Raw genomic sequence first — 17,031 nt, 5'->3', positions numbered from 1 at the left:
ACATGGCTTCTCCACTCCACATCAAGGGCATCCGCAAGTCTTTCGGCAAGGGCGACAAGGCGGTCGAGGTGCTCAAGCGCATCGACATCGACGTCGCACCGGGCGAGTTCCTCATCCTGGTCGGCCCCTCGGGCTGCGGCAAGTCCACGCTGCTGAACATCATTGCCGGCCTCGAAGAGCCGACCGAAGGCGAGCTGCACATCGGCGGCAAGAACGTGATCGGCATGCCGCCGGCGCAGCGCGACATCGCCATGGTGTTCCAGAGCTACGCGCTCTACCCGACCATGAGCGTGGCCGACAACATCGGCTTCGCGCTGGAGATGCGCAAGGTGCCCAAGGCCGAGCGCGAGAAGCGCATCCAGGAAGTGGCGGCCATCCTGCAGATCCAGCACCTGCTGGACCGCCGGCCGGCCCAGCTCTCGGGCGGCCAGCGCCAGCGCGTGGCCATGGGCCGTGCCCTGGCGCGCGACCCGCAGCTGTTCCTGTTCGACGAGCCGCTGTCCAACCTGGACGCCAAGCTGCGTGTGGAAATGCGCGCCGAAATCAAGCGCCTGCACCAGCACAGCGGCATCACCACGGTGTACGTGACGCACGACCAGATAGAGGCCATGACCCTGGGCAGCCGCATCGCGGTGATGAAGGACGGCATCCTGCAGCAGATCGGCACGCCCGACGAGATCTACCGCCGCCCGGCCAACACCTATGTGGGCGGCTTCATCGGCTCGCCGACCATGAACTTCATCAACGGCCGCGTCGAACGCGCCGGTGAGGGCGGCCGCTTCGTGTTCGAAGGCGGCGCGCTGGATCTTCCCTGCCCGGACGGCCCGGAGGCGACGCTGGGCCAGCGGCCCGAGCACATCCACCTCAATGCCGACGCCAGCTGGCGCGGCGAGGTGGTGCTGGTGGAGCCGACCGGCGCCGACACCTACGTGGTGGTGAAGACGGCCGTGGGGCTGATCACCGTGCGCGAGGCGGCGAACACCCGTGTCAACGTGGGCGACAACGTGGGCATGACGGTGAGCGGGCGCCACAACAACTGGTTCGACAAGACCAGCGGTGCGCGCATCACGGCGATGGATTCGAGCTCGCTGTTCGTCGGCTGACGGATCAGGTCAGTCGCAGAACCACCCGCAGCCCATGGGGCTGCATGTTTTCAGCCGTCGCCTCGCCGCCGTGGCGGCGGGCGATCTCCTGCACGATGGCCAGGCCCAGGCCGCAGCCGCCCGGCAGTTCGCTGGCGCGCCAGAAGCGCTGGAACACATGGGCCATGTCGGCCTCCGACAGGCCGGGGCCGTTGTCTTCCACCAGCAGGCGCGTGCGATCGCCGTCGGCCTCGACCTTGAGCGTCACCGCGCTGCCGCGCGGTGTGTAGCGCAGGGCGTTGTCGATCAGGTTGGCCATGGCCTCGCGCAGCTGCAGCGCGTCGCCCTGCACCATGCGGTGCTGCTCGCCCTCGAAGCCCAGGTCGACGCCGGCGGCCACCGCGCGCGGCGTCCATTCGCGCGCCACGTCGCGCGCCAGAGCGGCCAGGTCCAGCGGCTCGCGCCGCGCCGTGGTCTCGGTGCGTGCCAGGGTCAGCAGCTGGTGCACCAGGTGGGCGCTGCGCTCGGCGCCGGTGCGCACCTTGGTCAGGCGCGCGCCCAGCACCGGGTCGGCGTTCTCGCGCTGGGCCAGCTCGACCTGGCTGATCAGCCCGGCCAGCGGCGTGCGCAGCTGGTGGGCGGCGTCGTTGATGAAGCGCTTTTCCTGGTTCACGTTGCGCGCCACCTCGTCCAGCAGGCCGTTGATGGCCTGCACCAGCGCGTGCACCTCGTTGGGCGCCTGCGTCATGCCGATGGGCGAGAGCGCGTTGACCGAGCGGTTCTCCAGCTGGGCGGTCAGCCGCGTCAGCGGCGCCAGGCCGCGCTGGATGCCGCCGTACACCGCCAGGCTCAGCAGCACGCCGGCCGCCAGCAGGGGGGCCAGCATGTCGGCGATCAGCTCGCGCGCGATGCGCTGCTGCACCGCCAGGCTCTTGCCGACCTGCACGCGCAGGGTCTGCGGCGCATTGACCTCGCCGTAGTTCACGTCCAGCGCCACGATGCGCAGCGGCTTGCCGTCGATCTCGGAGGCGTAGAGCAGGGGCTCTTCGGTGCCGACCGTGCTCTCGGGCGGCTGCGGCAGGGTCTGGTTGCCCAGCAGGAACTGGCCCGGCGGGGACGACACCATGTAGCTGATGCGGTCCTTGGGGTCCTGCTCCAGCACGTCCTGCGCCGCGCGCGGAAAGTCGATCAGCAGGCCCGAGCCGATGGGCTTGACCTGGCGCGCCAGCGCCCGCACCGACTGGGTCAGCGACTGGTCGATGCCCTTCTCGGCGTAGGACAGCGCGATGCGGTAGGCCAGCAGGCCGCCACCGGCCCAGAGCACCAGCTGCGGCAGCAGCAGCCACAGCAGCAGCTGCCGCCGCAGCGAGAGCCGGGTGGTGGTCGCGGCCGTCATGGCGCGCCGGTGTTTTCCAGCAGGTACCCGAGGCCGCGGATGTTGCGGATGTTCAGCGTCGAGCCGGCGAGCTTGCGGCGCAGGCGGTGCACGTAGACCTCCAGCGCGTTGGAGGTCACCCCTGTTTCGCCGGGGTCGGACTGCCAGACCGCCAGCACGTCCTCGCGGCTGACCACCTGGCCACTGTGGCGCACCAGCAGGTCCAGCAGCGACCACTCGCGCTGTGTCAGGTCGATCACCTCGTTGCCCAGCCAGGCGCGCGGCAGCACCGGGTCCAGCCGCAGCGTGCCCGGCGCGGGCGGTGGCGGCACCTGCGGGCTGGGGCCGAAGGCCGGCAGGCTGGCGCGGCGCAGCATGGACTGCAGGCGTGCCAGCAGCTCGTCGCGGTTGAAGGGTTTGGTGAGGTAGTCGTCGGCGCCGGCGTTCAGGCCCTCGACCCGGTCCTCGATGCCGTCGCGCGCGGTCAGGATCAGCACCGGCAGCGCCGGCAGGCGCTGGCGCAGGCGGCGCAGCACGGTCAGGCCATCCACCCTGGGCAGGCCCAGGTCGAGCACCACGCCTTCGTAGGCCTCGGTGTCCAGGCGGCTGAGCGCCTGCTCGCCATCGACCGCGGTGTCGATGCGGTGACCGGCCTGCATGAGCTGGGCACTCAGGCCGTCGCGCAGCAGTTCATCGTCTTCAACAATCAGCAAATGGGCCATGCGCCCGATTATCCGGCGAGCGGCTCAGCCGTCCTGCATGTCCCAGCGGAAGCCGCAGCGTTTGCAGCACACCGGCACCAGCCGCCGCACTTCGATGCGGGCGTCGTCGGGCACGAGTAGCAGGCCGTAGGCCTTGCACTGGCCGCAGTTGGCCTGGTTGGCCATTTCTTCGGCGTGCATCAGCAGGTAGAGGTAGCGGCGCAGCGCCCACAGCGCGATCGCCGCGCAGGCCAGCACGAAGCCCGTGTCCAGCAGCTTCTCGCTCCAGCTGCCGCCCTGGAAGGCCTCGAAGCTGGCGATCAGGGCCACCGAGGCCAGCAGCGCCAGCGCCATGTGGGCGTGGCTGGAGAGCAGCTCCCGTTCGTACCACTTGCGGAACCCGTAGCGGCGGATGCCGTCGGCCAGGGTGGGGTTGAACGGGTTGCGCTGGGCCATGGCCGTCTCCTAGGTCGGGCTCTCCGCTTTCAGTGCCAGGGCCACGGCGGCCGCGCGGGCGGCGTGCAGGGCCTGGGCGATGCGCGAGCCGGCGTCGGCCGCGGGCGGATCGGCAACATTCTCGCGCGATCGCCCGATCTGCTGCATCACCTGTCGCGCAATGACCCCGCTGTCGACCGTCTGCGCCGCGCGCAGCGCGCCCTGCATCCGTTCGCGCTGGGGATAGGCCTGTTCCTCGAAGCCCAGGCGCCCTCGGGCGTCGCACTCGCAGGCCAGCAGCACCTCGTTGAAGCGTTCCGGACGGCGGATCGCGTCGCAGCGCTCCAGCAGCCGCAGCAGCGCCGCCGCACCCAGCCCTTCGCAGCGGTGGATGTGGCCGTGCTCGCGCGCCACCACGTCGGCCAGTTCCCGGCATTCGCGCGGCACGCGCCAGCGCTCGCACACGTACTTGAGCAGCTCTGCGCTGCGCACTTCATGGTCGATGTGGCGTGGCAGCACGTCGGCCGGCGTCGTGCCCTTGCCCAGGTCGTGGCACAGGCAGGCGAAGCGCACCGGCAGGCTGGCGCCCAGGCGGGCGCTCATGTCCAGCACCATCATCAGGTGCACGCCGGTGTCCACCTCCGGGTGGTAGTCCGCGCGCTGCGGCACGCCCCAGAGCCGGTCCACTTCGGGCAGCAGCCGCACCAGCGCGCCGCAGTCCCTGAGCACCTCGAACATGCGGCTGGGCCGCTGCTCCATCAGGCCGCGCGAGAGCTCCTGCCAGACCCGCTCGGGCACCAGGTGGTCGACCTCGCCGTCTTCGACCATGTGTGCCATCAGCGCCTGCGTGTCGGGCGCGACTGTGAAGTCGGGGAAGCGGGCGGCGAAACGCGCCAGCCGCAGGATGCGCACCGGGTCTTCGGCGAAGGCGCCGGTGACGTGGCGCAACACGCGGTACTGCAGGTCGCTCCAGCCGCCGTAGGGGTCGATCAGTGCGGCGCGCGCCGGGTCGTCGGACTCGGCCTGGGCCACCGCCATCGCGTTGATGGTCAGGTCGCGCCGCGCCAGGTCCTGTTCCAGCGTGACGCCGGGGTCGGTGTGGAAGGCAAAGCCGTGGTAGCCGGGGGCGGTCTTGCGCTCGGTGCGGGCCAGCGCGTACTCCTCGCGCGTCTGCGGGTGCAGGAAGACAGGGAAGTCCTTGCCGACCGGCAGAAAACCCTGAGCCGCCATGGCCTCGGGCGTAGCCCCGACGACCACCCAGTCGCGGTCCACGTGGGCAGCGGCGGCGGTGTCGCGGGCGAGCAGGGCGTCGCGCACGGCGCCGCCCACCAGGTAGATGTCCATGCCGCAAGTGTAGACAGCGGCCTGCCTCCCACCAGCGTGCGCGGTCAGACCTCCAGCACCATCGACCGGCTGATGCGGCCGGTGCCGCCGGCCATCAGCCGGGTGATGCGGCCATGCTCCCGTTCCAGCACGACCCGGATCAGGCTCGGCGACGGGGGCTGCATCAACCAGCCTTGCTCGATGAGCAGCTCCCGGTCCGGGACACCCAGCACATCGTGCAGCAGGCAGGCCAGCGGGCCGGCCGCCATGCCGGTGCCCGCCTCCTCGGGAATGCCGAACCGGGGCGCGAACATGCGCGCGCCGGCATGGTGGCCGGGTCGTTGCGTTTCCGTGGTGAACGCGTAGACACCGATCAGGTCCAGCTCCTCGCTGATCGCCTGCACCAGATCCTGCCGGGGGCGGAGGTTTGCCAGGGCGCGCGCGTGGGGCAGTGCGACCAGCAGAAAGGCGTTGCCCGTGCTGACCACATGCGGGGCCACCCCACCTGTTCCCTGCGCTGGCAGAAGTCCCAGGGACGACGCGATCCGGGCGCCCAGCTCCGATGCGGGGTCGACACGGGTGTAGGTCGGCGCGGTCTGCTCCATGAAGGCCATGTCGCCGTCCAGCAGGATGTCGCGGGGACCGTCCACCGTCTCCTTCGAGAAGCGACCTTCCCCGAGCACGCCCTGTTGCCGGAGCAGGGAGAAGGTGGCGATGGTCGCGTGCCCGCAGTGGGCGATCTGTCGCGTAGGCGTGAAGAACTCCAGCCTGACGGAGGCCATCTGCGACGCCGAAACGAACGCGGTCTCGGACAGGCCCACCTGCCGCGCAATCGACAGTTTCTGGGCCGCGGTCAGCGCGTCGGCGTCCAGCACCACGCCGGCGGGGTTGCCGCCGCCAGGGGCATCGGGGAAGGCGTTGACGATGTGAACGGCGACCTGCATGGGGTCCGTCCTGTGGTCGCGTCGGCTGGCTTCAGGGCCGGCTGCGGTAGGGCTCGTCGAAGCCGATGAAGTCGTGTTCGGCCAGGGCCTGCTGGACCCAGGTCTGCACCGCCGGCAGCTGGTGCACGCGGTCCACGTACGCCGCCACTGTGGGGCTCACGGGCAGGGCGTAGGTGCGGATGCGCGAGCACACCGGGGCGAAGTAGGCGTCGGCGATGCCGAAATCGCCGAACAGCATCGGCCCGCCGTGTTCGGCCAGCAGGCCGGTCCACATGGATTCGAGCCGCGCGATGTCGGCGCGCACGCCGGCCTGGTCGCGCCAGAGGATGCGCCCGATCTCGGGCAGCGAGGCCTCGATGTTCATCGAACAGTGGCTGCGCAGGGCGGTGAAGCCGCTGTGCATCTCGGCGCAGACGCTGCGGGCCCGGGCGCGGGCCCTGGCGTCGGCCGGCCACAGGTGTTTCTCGGGGAAACGTTCGGCCAGGTACTCGGCAATCGCCAGCGTGTCCCAGACCGCGAAGCCGTCGTCGACCAGCACCGGCACCTTGCCCACCGGGTTGATGGCCGCGATCACCGACTTGAAGGCCGATTGCGCATCGAACGAGTCGAAGCGCACCATCTTTTCCTCAAAGGGGATGCCGGCCCCGGTCAGCAGCACCCAGGGGCGCATGGACCAGGACGAGTAGTTCTTGTTGCCGATGTAGAGCTGCAATGCCATGGGTTCCTCCGGTTGAGAACCCGCATGGTAGGGCTGCGACCGCGGGCCATTGATGACAAAGGGGCGGCCGATTGATTCGCCGCCTGCCGGCGAGAGGGTCAGGCGTACTTTTCGAGGATGCGGGTCGAGCGCTCGACCTCGCGGATCGTCTGCTCTTCCGAGTCCGACACCGCGACGGCTTCCATCACCGAGCAGGCCATCATGCGGTAGAAGGCCTTGTCCATGGCCTTGCGAGCAGCCGACATCTGCTGCGCCACGTCTTCGCAGGAGCGGCCGCTTTCGACCATGTCGATCAGACCACGCACCTGGCCTTCGATGCGCTTGAGGCGGTTGACCACGTCGCGCTGGTGCTCCGAACGGAAGGAGGCTGCCGCAGCGTCGGTGGACGGCGTCGGCTTGGTTTTGGCAGGGGTGCTGGCCATGGTGTCCCTCTTGTATGAATGAGCGGCCGAGTGTGCCAAAAAATGCGGCGGAGCGGCGCCCGGGTCAGCGCTCGCCGCCGCGCAGACGGTCCAGGCGCTGGCGCACCGCCTGCCGGCCCAGGTAGAGAGGCGCCACCGTGTGCACCGACCGCGGCACGATACCCAGCGACGACAGTCCGGGCCACTGGCTGGTGGCGACGTTGTCGATCGCCATCGAATCGAGGTTGTCGCGGCTCATCAGGGGCTCGCCCGGCAGGCACTCCATGGCCAGGGCCTGCAGGCGCCCGATGGCGGTGGGCAGCGGCAGCACCGGCCGCTCGCGGCTGCCCAGCCGTCCCGCCAGCCGCACCAGTTCGCCCAGCGTGAGCACGTCGGGCCCGGCGCATTCGAAGGTCTGGCCAATGCTGCTGCAGGGCAGGCCGGTGTCGCGCAGGCAGGCGATCACGGCGTCGGCCACGTCCTCCACCCAGACCGGCTGGAAGCGGGTGCCGGCGCCGGCCAGCGGCATCACCGGGAACACCGACTGCAGCCGTGCGAACAGGTTCAGGAAGCGGTCGCCATCACCAAAGATCACGCTGGGCCGCAGGATGCTCAGCGCCAGACCGGCGGACCGCAGCACCTCTTCGCCGCGGGCCTTGCTGCGCTGGTACATCGAGGGGCCGTCCAGCTGGGCGCCCAGCGCACTCACGTGCACCAGCCGGCGCACGCCGCTGGCCTGGCAGGCGCGGGCCAGGGTGGCGGGCAGCTGAACATGCGCCCGCTCGAAAGCGGCCTGGTCGCCGTGCAGGATGGCCACGAGGTTGACCACCGCGTCGTGGCCCGCGAGCAGCCGGGTCACCTGGGCCTCGTCGTGCACCGAGGCCTCGACCACCGTCAGCCGAGGCAGGTGCTGCACGGCCGCAGCGTTGACCGCCCGGCGGGTGGGCACGGTGGTCTGCCAGCCCGCGCGCTGCAGCTTTTCGCACAGGTGGCGCCCCACGAACCCGGTGCCGCCCAGGACCAGCACCCGCTTCATGGCAGTTCCCGGTTGTAGCTGTCCTGCCGGGCAGGGGGCCCAACAACCCCGAGCCGGGCGCGCAGCGACTGCGGCTGCCCGGTGATCAGGCTCGCGTAGTGCGTGGTGTTGGCCAGCACCTTTTTCACATAGTCGCGGGTTTCTTCGAACGGGATGTTCTCGGCCCAGATCTCACCGGCCAGCACCGGCCCCTGGCGCCAGGCGCGGGCCCGGGCCGGCCCCGCGTTGTAGGCGGCCGCGGCCAGCGGCATCGAGCCGTCCAGGTCGTCCAGCGCCAGCTTGAGGTAGGCGGTGCCGATCAGGATGTTGGTGTCGCGGTCGGTGATCTGGTGCGACTGGAAGTCGTTCAGGCCGATCTTGCGGGCGGTCCAGCGGGCCGTGGCCGGCATGACCTGCATCAGGCCCGAGGCGCCGACGCCCGAGCGCGCGTCCGTGACGAAGCGGCTCTCCTGGCGGATGAGGCCGTAGACATAGGCCGGGTCCAGCCCGATCTCGGCCGTGCGCCGCAGCACCTGCGCGCGGAACGGCATCGGGAAGCGCTGGGCCTGGTCCTGCACGGCGCGGGTGCGCTCACTGGTGTTGATGCAGCGGTCCCAGATCTCTTGCTGGCAGGCCAGTGCGGCGGCGGCCAGCAGCTCGCGGTCGCCCATGCCGCCGCGGGTGTGCAGGTTGGTGGTGTAGTTCCACTCGCGCACCCCTTCGCTGCGCAGGCCCAGACGCATGGCGGCCAGCGCGCGCTGCAGCCCCGGGTGGGTCTGGACGGCCGCCATCTCCTGCGGGGTGAGGGGCGCCGGCGGTGCCGGCGTGGTCACGCTGTGGCCCAGTTCTTCCAGTGCAAGCAGCTCGTAGAAGCCCTGGTGCGAGGCGATTGAGCGGTAGAGGCCGCTGGCCGTGATGTGTGCCGTCAGCGCATCGGGTTCGCGCAGGGCCTGCATCGCCCGGGCGCGCCAGTAGACCCAGACCGGCTCCTGCCGCTGCGTCTCATCCATGGCCGCAATCGCATCCCGCACATGGCCCCAGGTGCCGGCGCGCAGACCGGCGCGGGCCTTCCAGGCCAGGTGGTCGGGCGCCATGTGGCGGTCGTTGCCGTTGGCAAAGGCCGCCAGCGCATCGCCCTGCAGCGACTGGGCCATGCGCTTGCCGATCACGCCCCAGACCCAGCTGCGCTCCTCGGTGGTGAGCTGCGCCTTCCAGCGGGTGTGGTCCATCTCGCGGGCGGCGGCGGCCACGTCCTGGCTGGCTAGCCGGATGAGGGCCAGCGTCACCAGCTCCTTGGTGCGGGGCCGGATGGCGGTGAACTTTTCGTCGAGGTAGCGCGCAGGGTCGGTGGCGATGGCGTGCACCATCGGCACCCAGTCCGGGTTGAGCAGGGTCACCGCCTGCACCGCGGCCGCCGTGCGGCCGGCTTCCATGGCCAGGCGTGCGCGCTGCCAGGCGGCCTCTGCCCGCAGGTGGCCGCTGTCCAGGAAGGCCTTGGCCGCGGTGGCGCAGGCGTCGTCGGCCTCGCGCTGCGCATGCCAGAGGCGGGCGACCTCCTGCGCCGCTTCGTCCGACGGCTTGCGGCGTGCGGCCGCATCGAGCATCAGCGCGTAGCACTGCACCTGGCGGTCGTCGTTCATGCGGTAGCGCGGCAGCTCGGCCTCGAAGGTGGCCCAGTCGCGCTGCTTGCCCAGCTGCAGCAGCCAGTCGTTGCGCAGCCGGTCTTCCCAGTAGCTGCCGGCCATGCGGTCCATGGCAGCGCGGATGTCCGCGGCCGGTGCCGATTCCAGGCGCGCCCGGGCTTCCCAGTACACCGCCATCGGTTCGAGCACATGGCCTTGCACCCGCCACAGCAGGGCGGTCAGGGTGGGGGTGGCATTGCGCCGGAAGGCGTCGCGCATCTCCAGCAGGGCAGCGTCCGCAGCGCCCTGCGCCCGGACCGGTCCCTGCATCAGCAGCGCGGCCATAATGGGCAACAGCCCCTGTTTCACGCGCATCAATCTCATGCGTCGATTATGGACAACAACCCCTCCAGCCCCGCGAAAGACCCGGCCTCGCAAGGCCCCAAAGCCGTCTGGCGCAAGCAGCTGATCGACAAGCGGCAAAATCTCGCAGACCGCGCCTGGCGCAACGACCTGCTGCAGCGCGTGATGCGGGTGTGGCTGATCCACCGGCCCGACACCGTGATCGGGGCCTACTGGCCGATCAAGGGCGAGTTCGACCCGCTGCCCGCGCTGTTCCGCTGGCAGGAGGCCGGGTTGGAAGAGGACGCGCAGAGCGCCGCGCGGCACCGCCGCATCGGCCTGCCGGTGGTGAACAAGGTGGACAAGACGCTCACCTTCTACAGCTGGTACCCCGGCTGCCCGATGGAGGAAGACGCCTTCGGCATTCCCAAACCCAAGGACACCGAAATCATCGAGCCGACGCTGATCTTCGTGCCCTGCGTAGGCTACGGGCCGGGCGGCTACCGGCTGGGCTATGGCGGCGGGTTCTACGACCGCACGCTGGCCTCGCTCCAGCCCAAGCCCTTCACTGTCGGGCTGGGTTACGACTTCGCCTACCTGCCGGACCTGCAGCCCGAGACCCACGACGTGCCGCTGGACGCGATCCTGGCGGACACCGGCGTGATGTGGCCGCTCAAGGGCTGACGCGGTGACGGGCCTGCAGCACCAGTGGGTGCACATCGCCTACCGCGAGACCAGCGCCTTCACCGAGACCTACGGCTTTTCGGGCAGCCAGGGCGCGGTCAACCTCGAAGGGCTGCTGATCAGCGCACCCGGCGCTTCGCGCGAGGTGGTCTTCCTGATGATGCACCCCAGCTCGACGCTGCAGCTGCTGCCGCTGCCGCCCACGCTGGCCGCGGCCGGCTACCCGGTGCTGTGCATGGGCAGCCGCTACGCGAAGAACGACACCGCGCTGATCACGGAGAAGGTGCTGCTGGACATGGGCGCCTGCGTGCGCCACGCCAAAGAGGTGCTGGGCTTCCGGCGCGTGGTGCTGATGGGCTGGTCGGGTGGCGGCTCGCTGGCGCTGTTCTACCAGTCGCAGGCCGAGCAGTCGACGATCACACACACGCCCGCGGGCGACCCGGTCGACCTGGTGGGCGCCGGGCTGATCCCGGCCGACGCGGTGGTGCTGGAGGCGGCGCACCGCTCGCGCGCCCAGTGCCTGCGCGACTGGATCGACCCGTCCGTGACCGACGAAGCCGACCCGGATCGACGCGACCCGGCGCTGGACCTCTACTCGCCCGACCTGCCGGTGGCGCCGCCGTACCCGGCCGACTGGCTGGTGGCGTACCGCGCAGCCCAGCTGGCGCGCATGCGGCGCATCACCCAGCGCGTGAAAGAAACGCTGACCGAGTTGAAGCATCGGGGCGGCGCCGAACTCGAGCGCGGTTTCGTCACCCACCGCACACTGGCCGACCCGCGCTTCCTCGATGCGTCCATCGACCCCAATGGGCGCCCGGTCGGGCGTTGTTACCTCGGGGTGCCCGAGACGGTGAACACCGGGCCGGTGGGCATGGCGCGTTTTTCGACCCTGCGGTCCTGGCTGTCGCAGTGGTCCTTCGACGACTCGCGCGCCGATGGCGAGGCCTGCGCGCGGCAGGTCACGGTGCCGCTGCTGGCCATCGAACACGGCGCCGACGACGCCGTGCCGCAGCCCGACATCGGGATCATGTTTGCGGCCGCCGGCAGTGCCGACAAGCAGATGCACGTGATCGCAGGCGCCAACCACTACTTCCAGGGCCAGCCGGAGCAGCTGCAGCAGGGCGTGGCGCTGGTCAGCGGCTGGACGCGGCAGCGCTTCGGCTGAGTCCGCGCGCGAAGCCCCGGTTCAGGGGTGTTCGGCGTTGGCGTGCACCTCGCTGATGCGCTTCTCGCGCCGCACGAGGTAGAGCCCGCTGCCGATGATGATGGCGGCGCCGAACCAGGTGTGGGCTTCGGGCAGGGTCTGCCAGATCAGCCAGTCCAGTGCCACGCCCCAGGCCAGGGCGGTGTATTCGAACGGCGCGACGGCGCTGGCCTGCCCGCTGCGGAAGGCCTCGTTGATGGTCAACTGGCCCAGAAAACCGGTCACCGCCAGCGCCAGCAGCAGCGCGGCGTGGTCCAGCTGCACCGGCTTCCACTGGGGCCAGGCCAGCAGGCCGCCGCCGACGCTCATGAAGATCATCATGGTCAGGATCAGCGATTCGGTGCTGTCGGTGCGGCTGAGCAGTCGACCCGCCACCGCGGCCACGGCGTAGCACAGGGCCGCCGTCATCACGGCCAGGCCGCCGGCGGTGGCAAAACCGGCCTGCAGGTCGCCGCCGCTCGGGCGGATGGCCAGCAGCACGCCGATGAAGCCGACGCCGATGGCCCACCAGTGCGCCTTGGGCACACGCTCCTTGAGCACCGGCACCGACAGCGCGGTGATCAGCAGCGGCGCGATGAAGAAGATGGTGTAGGTAGCCGACAGCGGCAGCTCGCTCACGCCGCGCGTGAACAGCGAGAGCATGGTGATGCCCAGGCAGCCGCGCAGGAGGTGCAGCGACCAGCGCAGGTTCTTCAGCCGGCCCCAGCCTCGGCGCCACTGGATCCAGGCCAGCACCAGCGGCAGCGCGGTCAGCCCGCGCAGGCAGGCCATCTGCAGCGGCGGGTAGTGCGCCGAGAGGGTCTTGAGCACCGCGTCCATGAGCGAAAAGAACATCACCGCCAGCATCATGTTGACGATGCTGCGGAGATTGCCTTGGGCGTGCTGGGCGGCGGAGTTCATGGGCGAAGAAGCAAAGCGGCGCAGTGTGCATCAGCAGCGGATGGCCGCGGGCACCACTGGGGGTCAGTCGATATGGTCCACCGTGTCGGGGTCTGGGATGTCGCCAATTGCAGCCCTGGTTCGCTCGGCCTCGCGCAGCAGCCAGTCGCAGAAGGCCTTGACCTCGGGTCGCGTCTTGCTGCGCGGCGCCAGCACCAGCCAGTAGACCAGGGGCGAGTCCAGCCGCATGGTGGGCAGCGGCTCGACCAGGTCGCCGCTGGCCAGGCTCTCGGCCACCAGGGGCATGCGCGCCAGCGCCACGCCCTGGCCGGTGAGGGCGGCCTGCACGATCTGGCTGGCGTAGTTGAAGTACAGCCAGCGCTGCGGGCTCAGGCGCGCCTTGCTGCGCGCCCGCGCGTTGCCGGTGGGCGTCGGCGCGTAGTGGTCGAGCCAGCGTTGCCAGGTGAGGTATTCGAGGTGGCGCGTGCGGTGTGCGTCGCCGGCCTCGATCAGCGTGACCTTGGCCAGGTCGTCCAGTTTGGCGATGCGGTGTTCGCGCAGCAGCCAGGGGCTGGCGACGGGCGTGAGCTGTTCGCCGAACAGCCGGATGGCGCCGGCGGCGATGGTTTCGGGCACGGCGTAGCGCAGCGCCATGTCGACGTCGGCGGTGGCCAGGTCGACCGCGGCGTCGGTGGCGTCGATGCGGATGTCGATGTCCGGGTGCTCGCGCTGGAAGGCTTCCAGGCGCGGAATCAGCCACATCGAGGCGAACGAGGCCCAGGTGGTGATGGCCACGCTGCGGCGCCCCGCGCTCTGCCGGATCTGCCTCACCGCCGCATCAATCCGCTCCAGCGCCGAACCCGCCGCGCGCAGCAGGATGGTGCCGGCGCCGGTGAGTTCGACCGAGCGGGTGTGGCGCAGGAACAGGGCCGAGCCGACCTCGTCCTCCAGCGACTGGATCTGCCGGCTGACCGCGCTCTGCGTGAGGGACAGCTCCTCAGCGGCGGCGCGGAAGTTGAGGTGGCGGGCCACCGCCTCAAAGGCGCGCAGGTGGCCCGCCGAGATCGGCCGGGTGCGCGGATGGCTGGGGGTGAGGGCCTGGGACATGGGCGGGCGGGTTGGCTGGATTGATGCGGATGGCGAATCAATAGCTTAGCCCCATTTCATTGGACGTGCGGCACTGCAACACAGAAGATGACACCCATGCTGTCGTCACTGGAGTCCGTCATGTCCTCATCTGCTGCTTCCTCTGCCTTCTCGTTCCGTCCGGGCGCCTGGCGCCTGCACCCCGGCCATGCCATGAGCCTGCACCCGCAGGAAACCTCCGTGCTGCGCATCCACCGCGGACCGGTGTGGGTGACCCTGGGCGAGCCCGGCGCGCTGTCTCCGCAGGACTCGGGCGACCGCTTCCTGATGGACGGCGAATCGATGGTGGTGCCTGCTGGCGCCCGGCTGGTGATGGAGCCGCTGTCCACCCGGGAGTCGGACGGGCCGGTCTGCTTCGACTGGTCGGGCGCCACGCGGGCGCAGGACAGCCGCTTCGGCCGCGAGGTGCGCGCGCCGCTGCGCGAGGCGGTTACGGCCTTCGGCCAGGCGGCCTGGGCGCTGGTTCGGGTGGCCCGGGGCCTGCTGGGCTACAGCGAGTTCCTGGTGGCCGGCCGCGGTCGCGTGCTGTCGCCGCTGGAGTGCATGCGCTGACAGACCCCGTTCGGCAAGCGCTCAGGAGCGCTTCGCCCGGCGGGGCGCCGGCTGGCGAGCCGCCACCGCCGCCTGCAGCGCCAGCCGTGCCCAGGGCGCCATCAGCGCCGGCGACTCGAGGGCTTCCTCGGGCGGTGTGTGGTAGTGCAGGCTCATGGTCTTGCCCCGGGCCTCGTACTCGAACGCCCGGGCGCCCTCGGCCAGAAACCGCGGCGCGGTGTCGGCGTTGGTCTTGAGGAACAGGGTGTCCCAGGCAATGATGGCCACGTTCATGCCGTCCACCGCCAGGCCGTAGCCGCCGAACATGCGCGTCGCCTTGACCGGGCCCAGGCACGACAGCAGTTCGCAGGCGTGCAGGGCAAACGGGTCGGTGATGGGTTTGGTCGCCATGCGCGCATCGTAGACAAGCCCGCGGGGGTGGACAATCTCCACATGGCCCGCCCGAAATCCGCCTCCCACGACCTCAAACGCGAGGAAATCCTCGATGTCGCCGCCCAGTGTTTCGCGCGCCAGAGCTTCCCGGCCGCGAGCATGAACGACATTGCCACCGCCTGCGGCACCAGCAAGGCGCGGCTCTACCACTACTACGAGAGCAAGGAAGCAATCCTGTTCGACCTGCTGGACCGCTACACCCAGCGCCTGCTGGCGCTGATCGGCGAGGGCGAGGCCCACGCCCAGCGCCAGAACCTGAGCGAGCGCGAGGCCCTGCATGCGCTGGTGCGGGCCTTTCTGGCGGAATACGAGAGCTCGGCCACGCGCCATGTGGCCCTGGTGTCCGACACCAAGTTCCTGGGCGACACCCAGCGCGAACTGATCCTCAACCGCCAGCGCGACGTGGTCGCGGCCTTCACCCGGTTCATCAAGCGCGCCTATCCCGGGCGGGTGACGCCGGCCAACCAGACCGCGCTGACCATGATGCTGTTCGGCATGATCAACTGGACCTTCACCTGGCTGCGTCCCGGCGGGCCCATGAGCTACGCTGCTTTCGCCGACGAAGTGGTGGCAGTGCTGGAACAGGGCCTGGGCGGCTGACCCTGTGGACGCGCGGGGTTATTGATTTACCCATCCGTAATTGATTTCGATTAGGTAAAATTCGTCGGTTCGCGCCCCAGCGCCCGATGCCGACCATTCCCACAGGAGACCACCCCATGAGCAAAGCCTTCGCCTCACAGGCCGATCTGCAGGACAAGAAGACCACGTTTGAACAGCTGAGCCCGCACTGCTGGGCCTACACCGCCGAGGGCGATCCGAACTCGGGCGTCATCATCGGCGACGAATTCATCATGGTCAGCGACGCCACCGCCACCCCGGCCATGGCGCAGGACCTGATCCGGCAGATCCGCAAGGTCTCCAGGAAGCCGATCAAGTACGTGTTGCTGACCCACTACCACGCGGTGCGCGTGCTGGGTGCCAGCGCCTACTTCGCTGAAGGGGCGACCGAGATCATCGCCAGCCAGGGCACGCTGGAGCTGATCCAGGAGCGTGGCGAACAGGACATGAAGAGCGAGATGGAGCGTTTCCCGCGCCTGTTCCGCGGCGCCGACTCGGTGCCGGGTCTGACCTGGCCGACCATGGTGATCGGTGGTGGCGACCCGACCAAGGGCGAGAAGCCCGGCAAGCTGTCGATCAACCTCGGCGGCGTGGTGGTGCAGATCTGGAGCCCGGGCCACGGCCACACGCGCGGTGACACCATCGCCTGGGTGGAAGAAGAGAAGGTGCTGTTCAGCGGCGACCTGGTCGAGTACGAGGCCGGCGTCTACACCGGCGATGCCCAGCTCGAAGAGTGGCCCGCCACGCTCGAAGCCCTGCGCGCGCTGAACGCCGAGTTCATCGTGCCCGGCCGAGGCGAGGCCATGAAGGGCAACGCCAACGTGAACAAGGCGCTGGACTACACCCAGCGCTGGGTCACGACGCTGTTCCAGGCCGGCAAGGAAGCCGTGGCCGCCAAGATGGACCTCAAGGCCGCCATGGCCCACACCCGCCAGAGCATGGACCCGGTGTTCGGCCACGTGTTCATCTACGAACACTGCCTGCCGTTCGATGTCAGCCGCGCCTACGACGAGGCCAGCGGCATCAAGAATCCGCGCATCTGGACGGCAGAGCGCGACATGGAAATGTGGAAGTCGCTGCAGGCCTGAGGCCGCACCGGCAACAAAAAAGCCGCTGTGGACACACTAGCCGTTCGGTTAAGGAGTTGATTCAGCAGGCCTCCGGGCCTCACAATGCGCCCCAAGGTAACTCTTGGGGCGTTTTTTATGGCCGAGGAGAAATCGCCGCAGGCGGATGACGGGTCGGCGGGCCATTCGGCACGGGTTCCGCCGACAGCCGCGGGCATCCAGGTCAACTTCTGCAAGAGCCCCCTGTGTGCCAACTTCTGCGTGCCGCCCACTCCCCGGGCGAAGTGGGAGCGCCGGGCCGCTGCCGAGGACGGCTCCAAGGCTCCGCCGGGACCGGGCGACTACCGATTGGCTGGGCGGGGCCATCGCAGGGCGGCACTCGTTTGTGATTTGTGCAAAGAGAGCATGCCCCTGAACAGCAATCTTGCGATTGCCGAAGAGCTGCTTCGAGTTACCGCCTACCTTGACCCTGAGTCCGTTGCGTGCCCTAA

The 17,031-nt window shown here is 69.8% G+C and carries 18 protein-coding genes and 1 pseudogene; 7 read left to right on the top strand and 12 right to left on the bottom strand.

The features are described 5' to 3' along the window. Positions 1-2 precede the first annotated feature (2 nt). Positions 3-1,103 carry an ABC transporter ATP-binding protein gene (locus tag HFL01S_RS10275; protein ID WP_066258049.1) on the top strand — a complete coding sequence of 367 codons (1,101 nt, stop codon included), beginning with the start codon at positions 3-5 and terminating at the stop codon, positions 1,101-1,103. A gap of 4 nt (positions 1,104-1,107) precedes the next feature. On the opposite strand, the gene HFL01S_RS10270 is transcribed toward HFL01S_RS10275, so the two are convergent. The 9 genes from HFL01S_RS10270 to HFL01S_RS10230 all read right to left on the bottom strand — a co-directional run bounded on the left by HFL01S_RS10270 (position 1,108) and on the right by HFL01S_RS10230 (position 10,000). Then, positions 1,108-2,478 (bottom strand): sensor histidine kinase, encoded by a 1,371-nt coding sequence (locus tag HFL01S_RS10270; protein ID WP_066258047.1) that lies wholly within the window; start codon positions 2,476-2,478, stop codon positions 1,108-1,110. Further along, positions 2,475-3,179: a response regulator transcription factor gene (locus HFL01S_RS10265; protein WP_066258045.1), complete on the bottom strand. Its 705-nt coding sequence runs from the start codon at positions 3,177-3,179 to the stop codon at positions 2,475-2,477. The genes HFL01S_RS10270 and HFL01S_RS10265 overlap by 4 nt, the downstream gene beginning before the upstream one ends. A gap of 24 nt (positions 3,180-3,203) precedes the next feature. Further along, a complete protein-coding gene (locus tag HFL01S_RS10260) occupies positions 3,204-3,614 on the bottom strand; it encodes a hypothetical protein (RefSeq protein WP_066258043.1) in 411 nt (136 codons plus the stop codon). Positions 3,615-3,623: 9 nt separating this feature from the next. Then, a complete protein-coding gene (locus tag HFL01S_RS10255) occupies positions 3,624-4,937 on the bottom strand; it encodes a multifunctional CCA addition/repair protein (protein WP_066258039.1) in 1,314 nt (437 codons plus the stop codon). Positions 4,938-4,981: 44 nt separating this feature from the next. Continuing rightward, positions 4,982-5,860 carry a PhzF family phenazine biosynthesis protein gene (locus HFL01S_RS10250; RefSeq protein ID WP_066258037.1) on the bottom strand — a complete coding sequence of 293 codons (879 nt, stop codon included), beginning with the start codon at positions 5,858-5,860 and terminating at the stop codon, positions 4,982-4,984. Between the two features lie 31 nt (positions 5,861-5,891). Continuing rightward, a complete protein-coding gene (locus HFL01S_RS10245) occupies positions 5,892-6,578 on the bottom strand; it encodes a glutathione S-transferase family protein (protein ID WP_066258036.1) in 687 nt (228 codons plus the stop codon). 98 nt (positions 6,579-6,676) lie between these two features. Continuing rightward, positions 6,677-7,000 (bottom strand): metal-sensitive transcriptional regulator, encoded by a 324-nt coding sequence (locus HFL01S_RS10240; protein ID WP_066258034.1) that lies wholly within the window; start codon positions 6,998-7,000, stop codon positions 6,677-6,679. Positions 7,001-7,064: 64 nt separating this feature from the next. Continuing rightward, positions 7,065-8,015, bottom strand: coding sequence for a complex I NDUFA9 subunit family protein (locus tag HFL01S_RS10235; RefSeq protein ID WP_066258032.1), 951 nt, complete (start codon positions 8,013-8,015; stop codon positions 7,065-7,067). Then, on the bottom strand, positions 8,012-10,000 hold the full coding sequence (locus HFL01S_RS10230) for a lytic transglycosylase domain-containing protein (RefSeq protein WP_066258031.1): 1,989 nt from the start codon (positions 9,998-10,000) through the stop codon (positions 8,012-8,014). Before HFL01S_RS10230 ends, HFL01S_RS10235 begins: the two co-directional genes overlap by 4 nt. A gap of 9 nt (positions 10,001-10,009) precedes the next feature. On the opposite strand from HFL01S_RS10230, the gene HFL01S_RS10225 reads away from it, so the two are divergent. Next, positions 10,010-10,642, top strand: coding sequence for a 5-formyltetrahydrofolate cyclo-ligase (locus tag HFL01S_RS10225; protein WP_066258030.1), 633 nt, complete (start codon positions 10,010-10,012; stop codon positions 10,640-10,642). Positions 10,643-10,646: 4 nt separating this feature from the next. Further along, complete coding sequence (locus tag HFL01S_RS10220; protein WP_066258027.1) at positions 10,647-11,807, top strand: alpha/beta hydrolase family protein; 1,161 nt, start codon at positions 10,647-10,649, stop codon at positions 11,805-11,807. Between the two features lie 21 nt (positions 11,808-11,828). On the opposite strand, the gene HFL01S_RS10215 is transcribed toward HFL01S_RS10220, so the two are convergent. Beyond that, positions 11,829-12,746 (bottom strand): DMT family transporter, encoded by a 918-nt coding sequence (locus HFL01S_RS10215; protein ID WP_066258025.1) that lies wholly within the window; start codon positions 12,744-12,746, stop codon positions 11,829-11,831. A 63-nt stretch (positions 12,747-12,809) separates the two neighbouring features. Continuing rightward, positions 12,810-13,832 carry a LysR substrate-binding domain-containing protein gene (locus tag HFL01S_RS10210; protein ID WP_066258024.1) on the bottom strand — a complete coding sequence of 341 codons (1,023 nt, stop codon included), beginning with the start codon at positions 13,830-13,832 and terminating at the stop codon, positions 12,810-12,812. Between the two features lie 120 nt (positions 13,833-13,952). Between HFL01S_RS10210 and HFL01S_RS25060 the strand changes: the two genes are divergently transcribed. After that, positions 13,953-14,423, top strand: coding sequence for a DUF2917 domain-containing protein (locus tag HFL01S_RS25060; RefSeq protein WP_245644778.1), 471 nt, complete (start codon positions 13,953-13,955; stop codon positions 14,421-14,423). Positions 14,424-14,444: 21 nt separating this feature from the next. Here HFL01S_RS25060 and HFL01S_RS10200 read toward each other — a convergent pair whose 3' ends face one another. Continuing rightward, on the bottom strand, positions 14,445-14,813 hold the full coding sequence (locus tag HFL01S_RS10200; protein ID WP_066258276.1) for a TfoX/Sxy family protein: 369 nt from the start codon (positions 14,811-14,813) through the stop codon (positions 14,445-14,447). 42 nt (positions 14,814-14,855) lie between these two features. Here HFL01S_RS10200 and HFL01S_RS10195 point away from each other — a divergent pair, with 42 nt between their 5' ends. From HFL01S_RS10195 to HFL01S_RS25570, 3 genes and pseudogenes are all read left to right on the top strand, one after another. Further along, on the top strand, positions 14,856-15,455 hold the full coding sequence (locus HFL01S_RS10195) for a TetR/AcrR family transcriptional regulator (protein WP_066258020.1): 600 nt from the start codon (positions 14,856-14,858) through the stop codon (positions 15,453-15,455). A 116-nt stretch (positions 15,456-15,571) separates the two neighbouring features. After that, entirely contained in the window at positions 15,572-16,561 is a 990-nt protein-coding gene (locus HFL01S_RS10190) for an MBL fold metallo-hydrolase (RefSeq protein WP_066258018.1), read from the top strand. A gap of 117 nt (positions 16,562-16,678) precedes the next feature. Beyond that, positions 16,679-17,031: pseudogene (locus tag HFL01S_RS25570) on the top strand (hypothetical protein); the annotation flags it as partial.

This window comes from Hydrogenophaga flava NBRC 102514, assembly GCF_001571145.1.
Classification (GTDB): Bacteria; Pseudomonadota; Gammaproteobacteria; order Burkholderiales; family Burkholderiaceae_C; genus Hydrogenophaga; species Hydrogenophaga flava.
This window is presented reverse-complemented; position numbering and strand designations above follow the sequence as displayed.

Bases quoted from the DNA above. Each gene is read 5' to 3' on its own strand.
- HFL01S_RS10195 (WP_066258020.1), top strand. From the start codon at position 14,856: ATGGCCCGCCCGAAATCCGCCTCCCACGACCTCAAACGCGAGGAAATC.
- HFL01S_RS10230 (WP_066258031.1), bottom strand. From the start codon at position 10,000: ATGAGATTGATGCGCGTGAAACAGGGGCTGTTGCCCATTATGGCCGCG.
- HFL01S_RS10245 (WP_066258036.1), bottom strand. From the start codon at position 6,578: ATGGCATTGCAGCTCTACATCGGCAACAAGAACTACTCGTCCTGGTCC.
- HFL01S_RS10225 (WP_066258030.1), top strand. From the start codon at position 10,010: ATGGACAACAACCCCTCCAGCCCCGCGAAAGACCCGGCCTCGCAAGGC.
- HFL01S_RS10235 (WP_066258032.1), bottom strand. From the start codon at position 8,015: ATGAAGCGGGTGCTGGTCCTGGGCGGCACCGGGTTCGTGGGGCGCCAC.
- HFL01S_RS10250 (WP_066258037.1), bottom strand. From the start codon at position 5,860: ATGCAGGTCGCCGTTCACATCGTCAACGCCTTCCCCGATGCCCCTGGC.
- HFL01S_RS10240 (WP_066258034.1), bottom strand. From the start codon at position 7,000: ATGGCCAGCACCCCTGCCAAAACCAAGCCGACGCCGTCCACCGACGCT.
- HFL01S_RS10255 (WP_066258039.1), bottom strand. From the start codon at position 4,937: ATGGACATCTACCTGGTGGGCGGCGCCGTGCGCGACGCCCTGCTCGCC.
- HFL01S_RS10270 (WP_066258047.1), bottom strand. From the start codon at position 2,478: ATGACGGCCGCGACCACCACCCGGCTCTCGCTGCGGCGGCAGCTGCTG.
- HFL01S_RS10275 (WP_066258049.1), top strand. From the start codon at position 3: ATGGCTTCTCCACTCCACATCAAGGGCATCCGCAAGTCTTTCGGCAAG.
- HFL01S_RS10200 (WP_066258276.1), bottom strand. From the start codon at position 14,813: ATGGCGACCAAACCCATCACCGACCCGTTTGCCCTGCACGCCTGCGAA.
- HFL01S_RS10260 (WP_066258043.1), bottom strand. From the start codon at position 3,614: ATGGCCCAGCGCAACCCGTTCAACCCCACCCTGGCCGACGGCATCCGC.
- HFL01S_RS10265 (WP_066258045.1), bottom strand. From the start codon at position 3,179: ATGGCCCATTTGCTGATTGTTGAAGACGATGAACTGCTGCGCGACGGC.
- HFL01S_RS10215 (WP_066258025.1), bottom strand. From the start codon at position 12,746: ATGAACTCCGCCGCCCAGCACGCCCAAGGCAATCTCCGCAGCATCGTC.
- HFL01S_RS10210 (WP_066258024.1), bottom strand. From the start codon at position 13,832: ATGTCCCAGGCCCTCACCCCCAGCCATCCGCGCACCCGGCCGATCTCG.
- HFL01S_RS10190 (WP_066258018.1), top strand. From the start codon at position 15,572: ATGAGCAAAGCCTTCGCCTCACAGGCCGATCTGCAGGACAAGAAGACC.
- HFL01S_RS25060 (WP_245644778.1), top strand. From the start codon at position 13,953: ATGTCCTCATCTGCTGCTTCCTCTGCCTTCTCGTTCCGTCCGGGCGCC.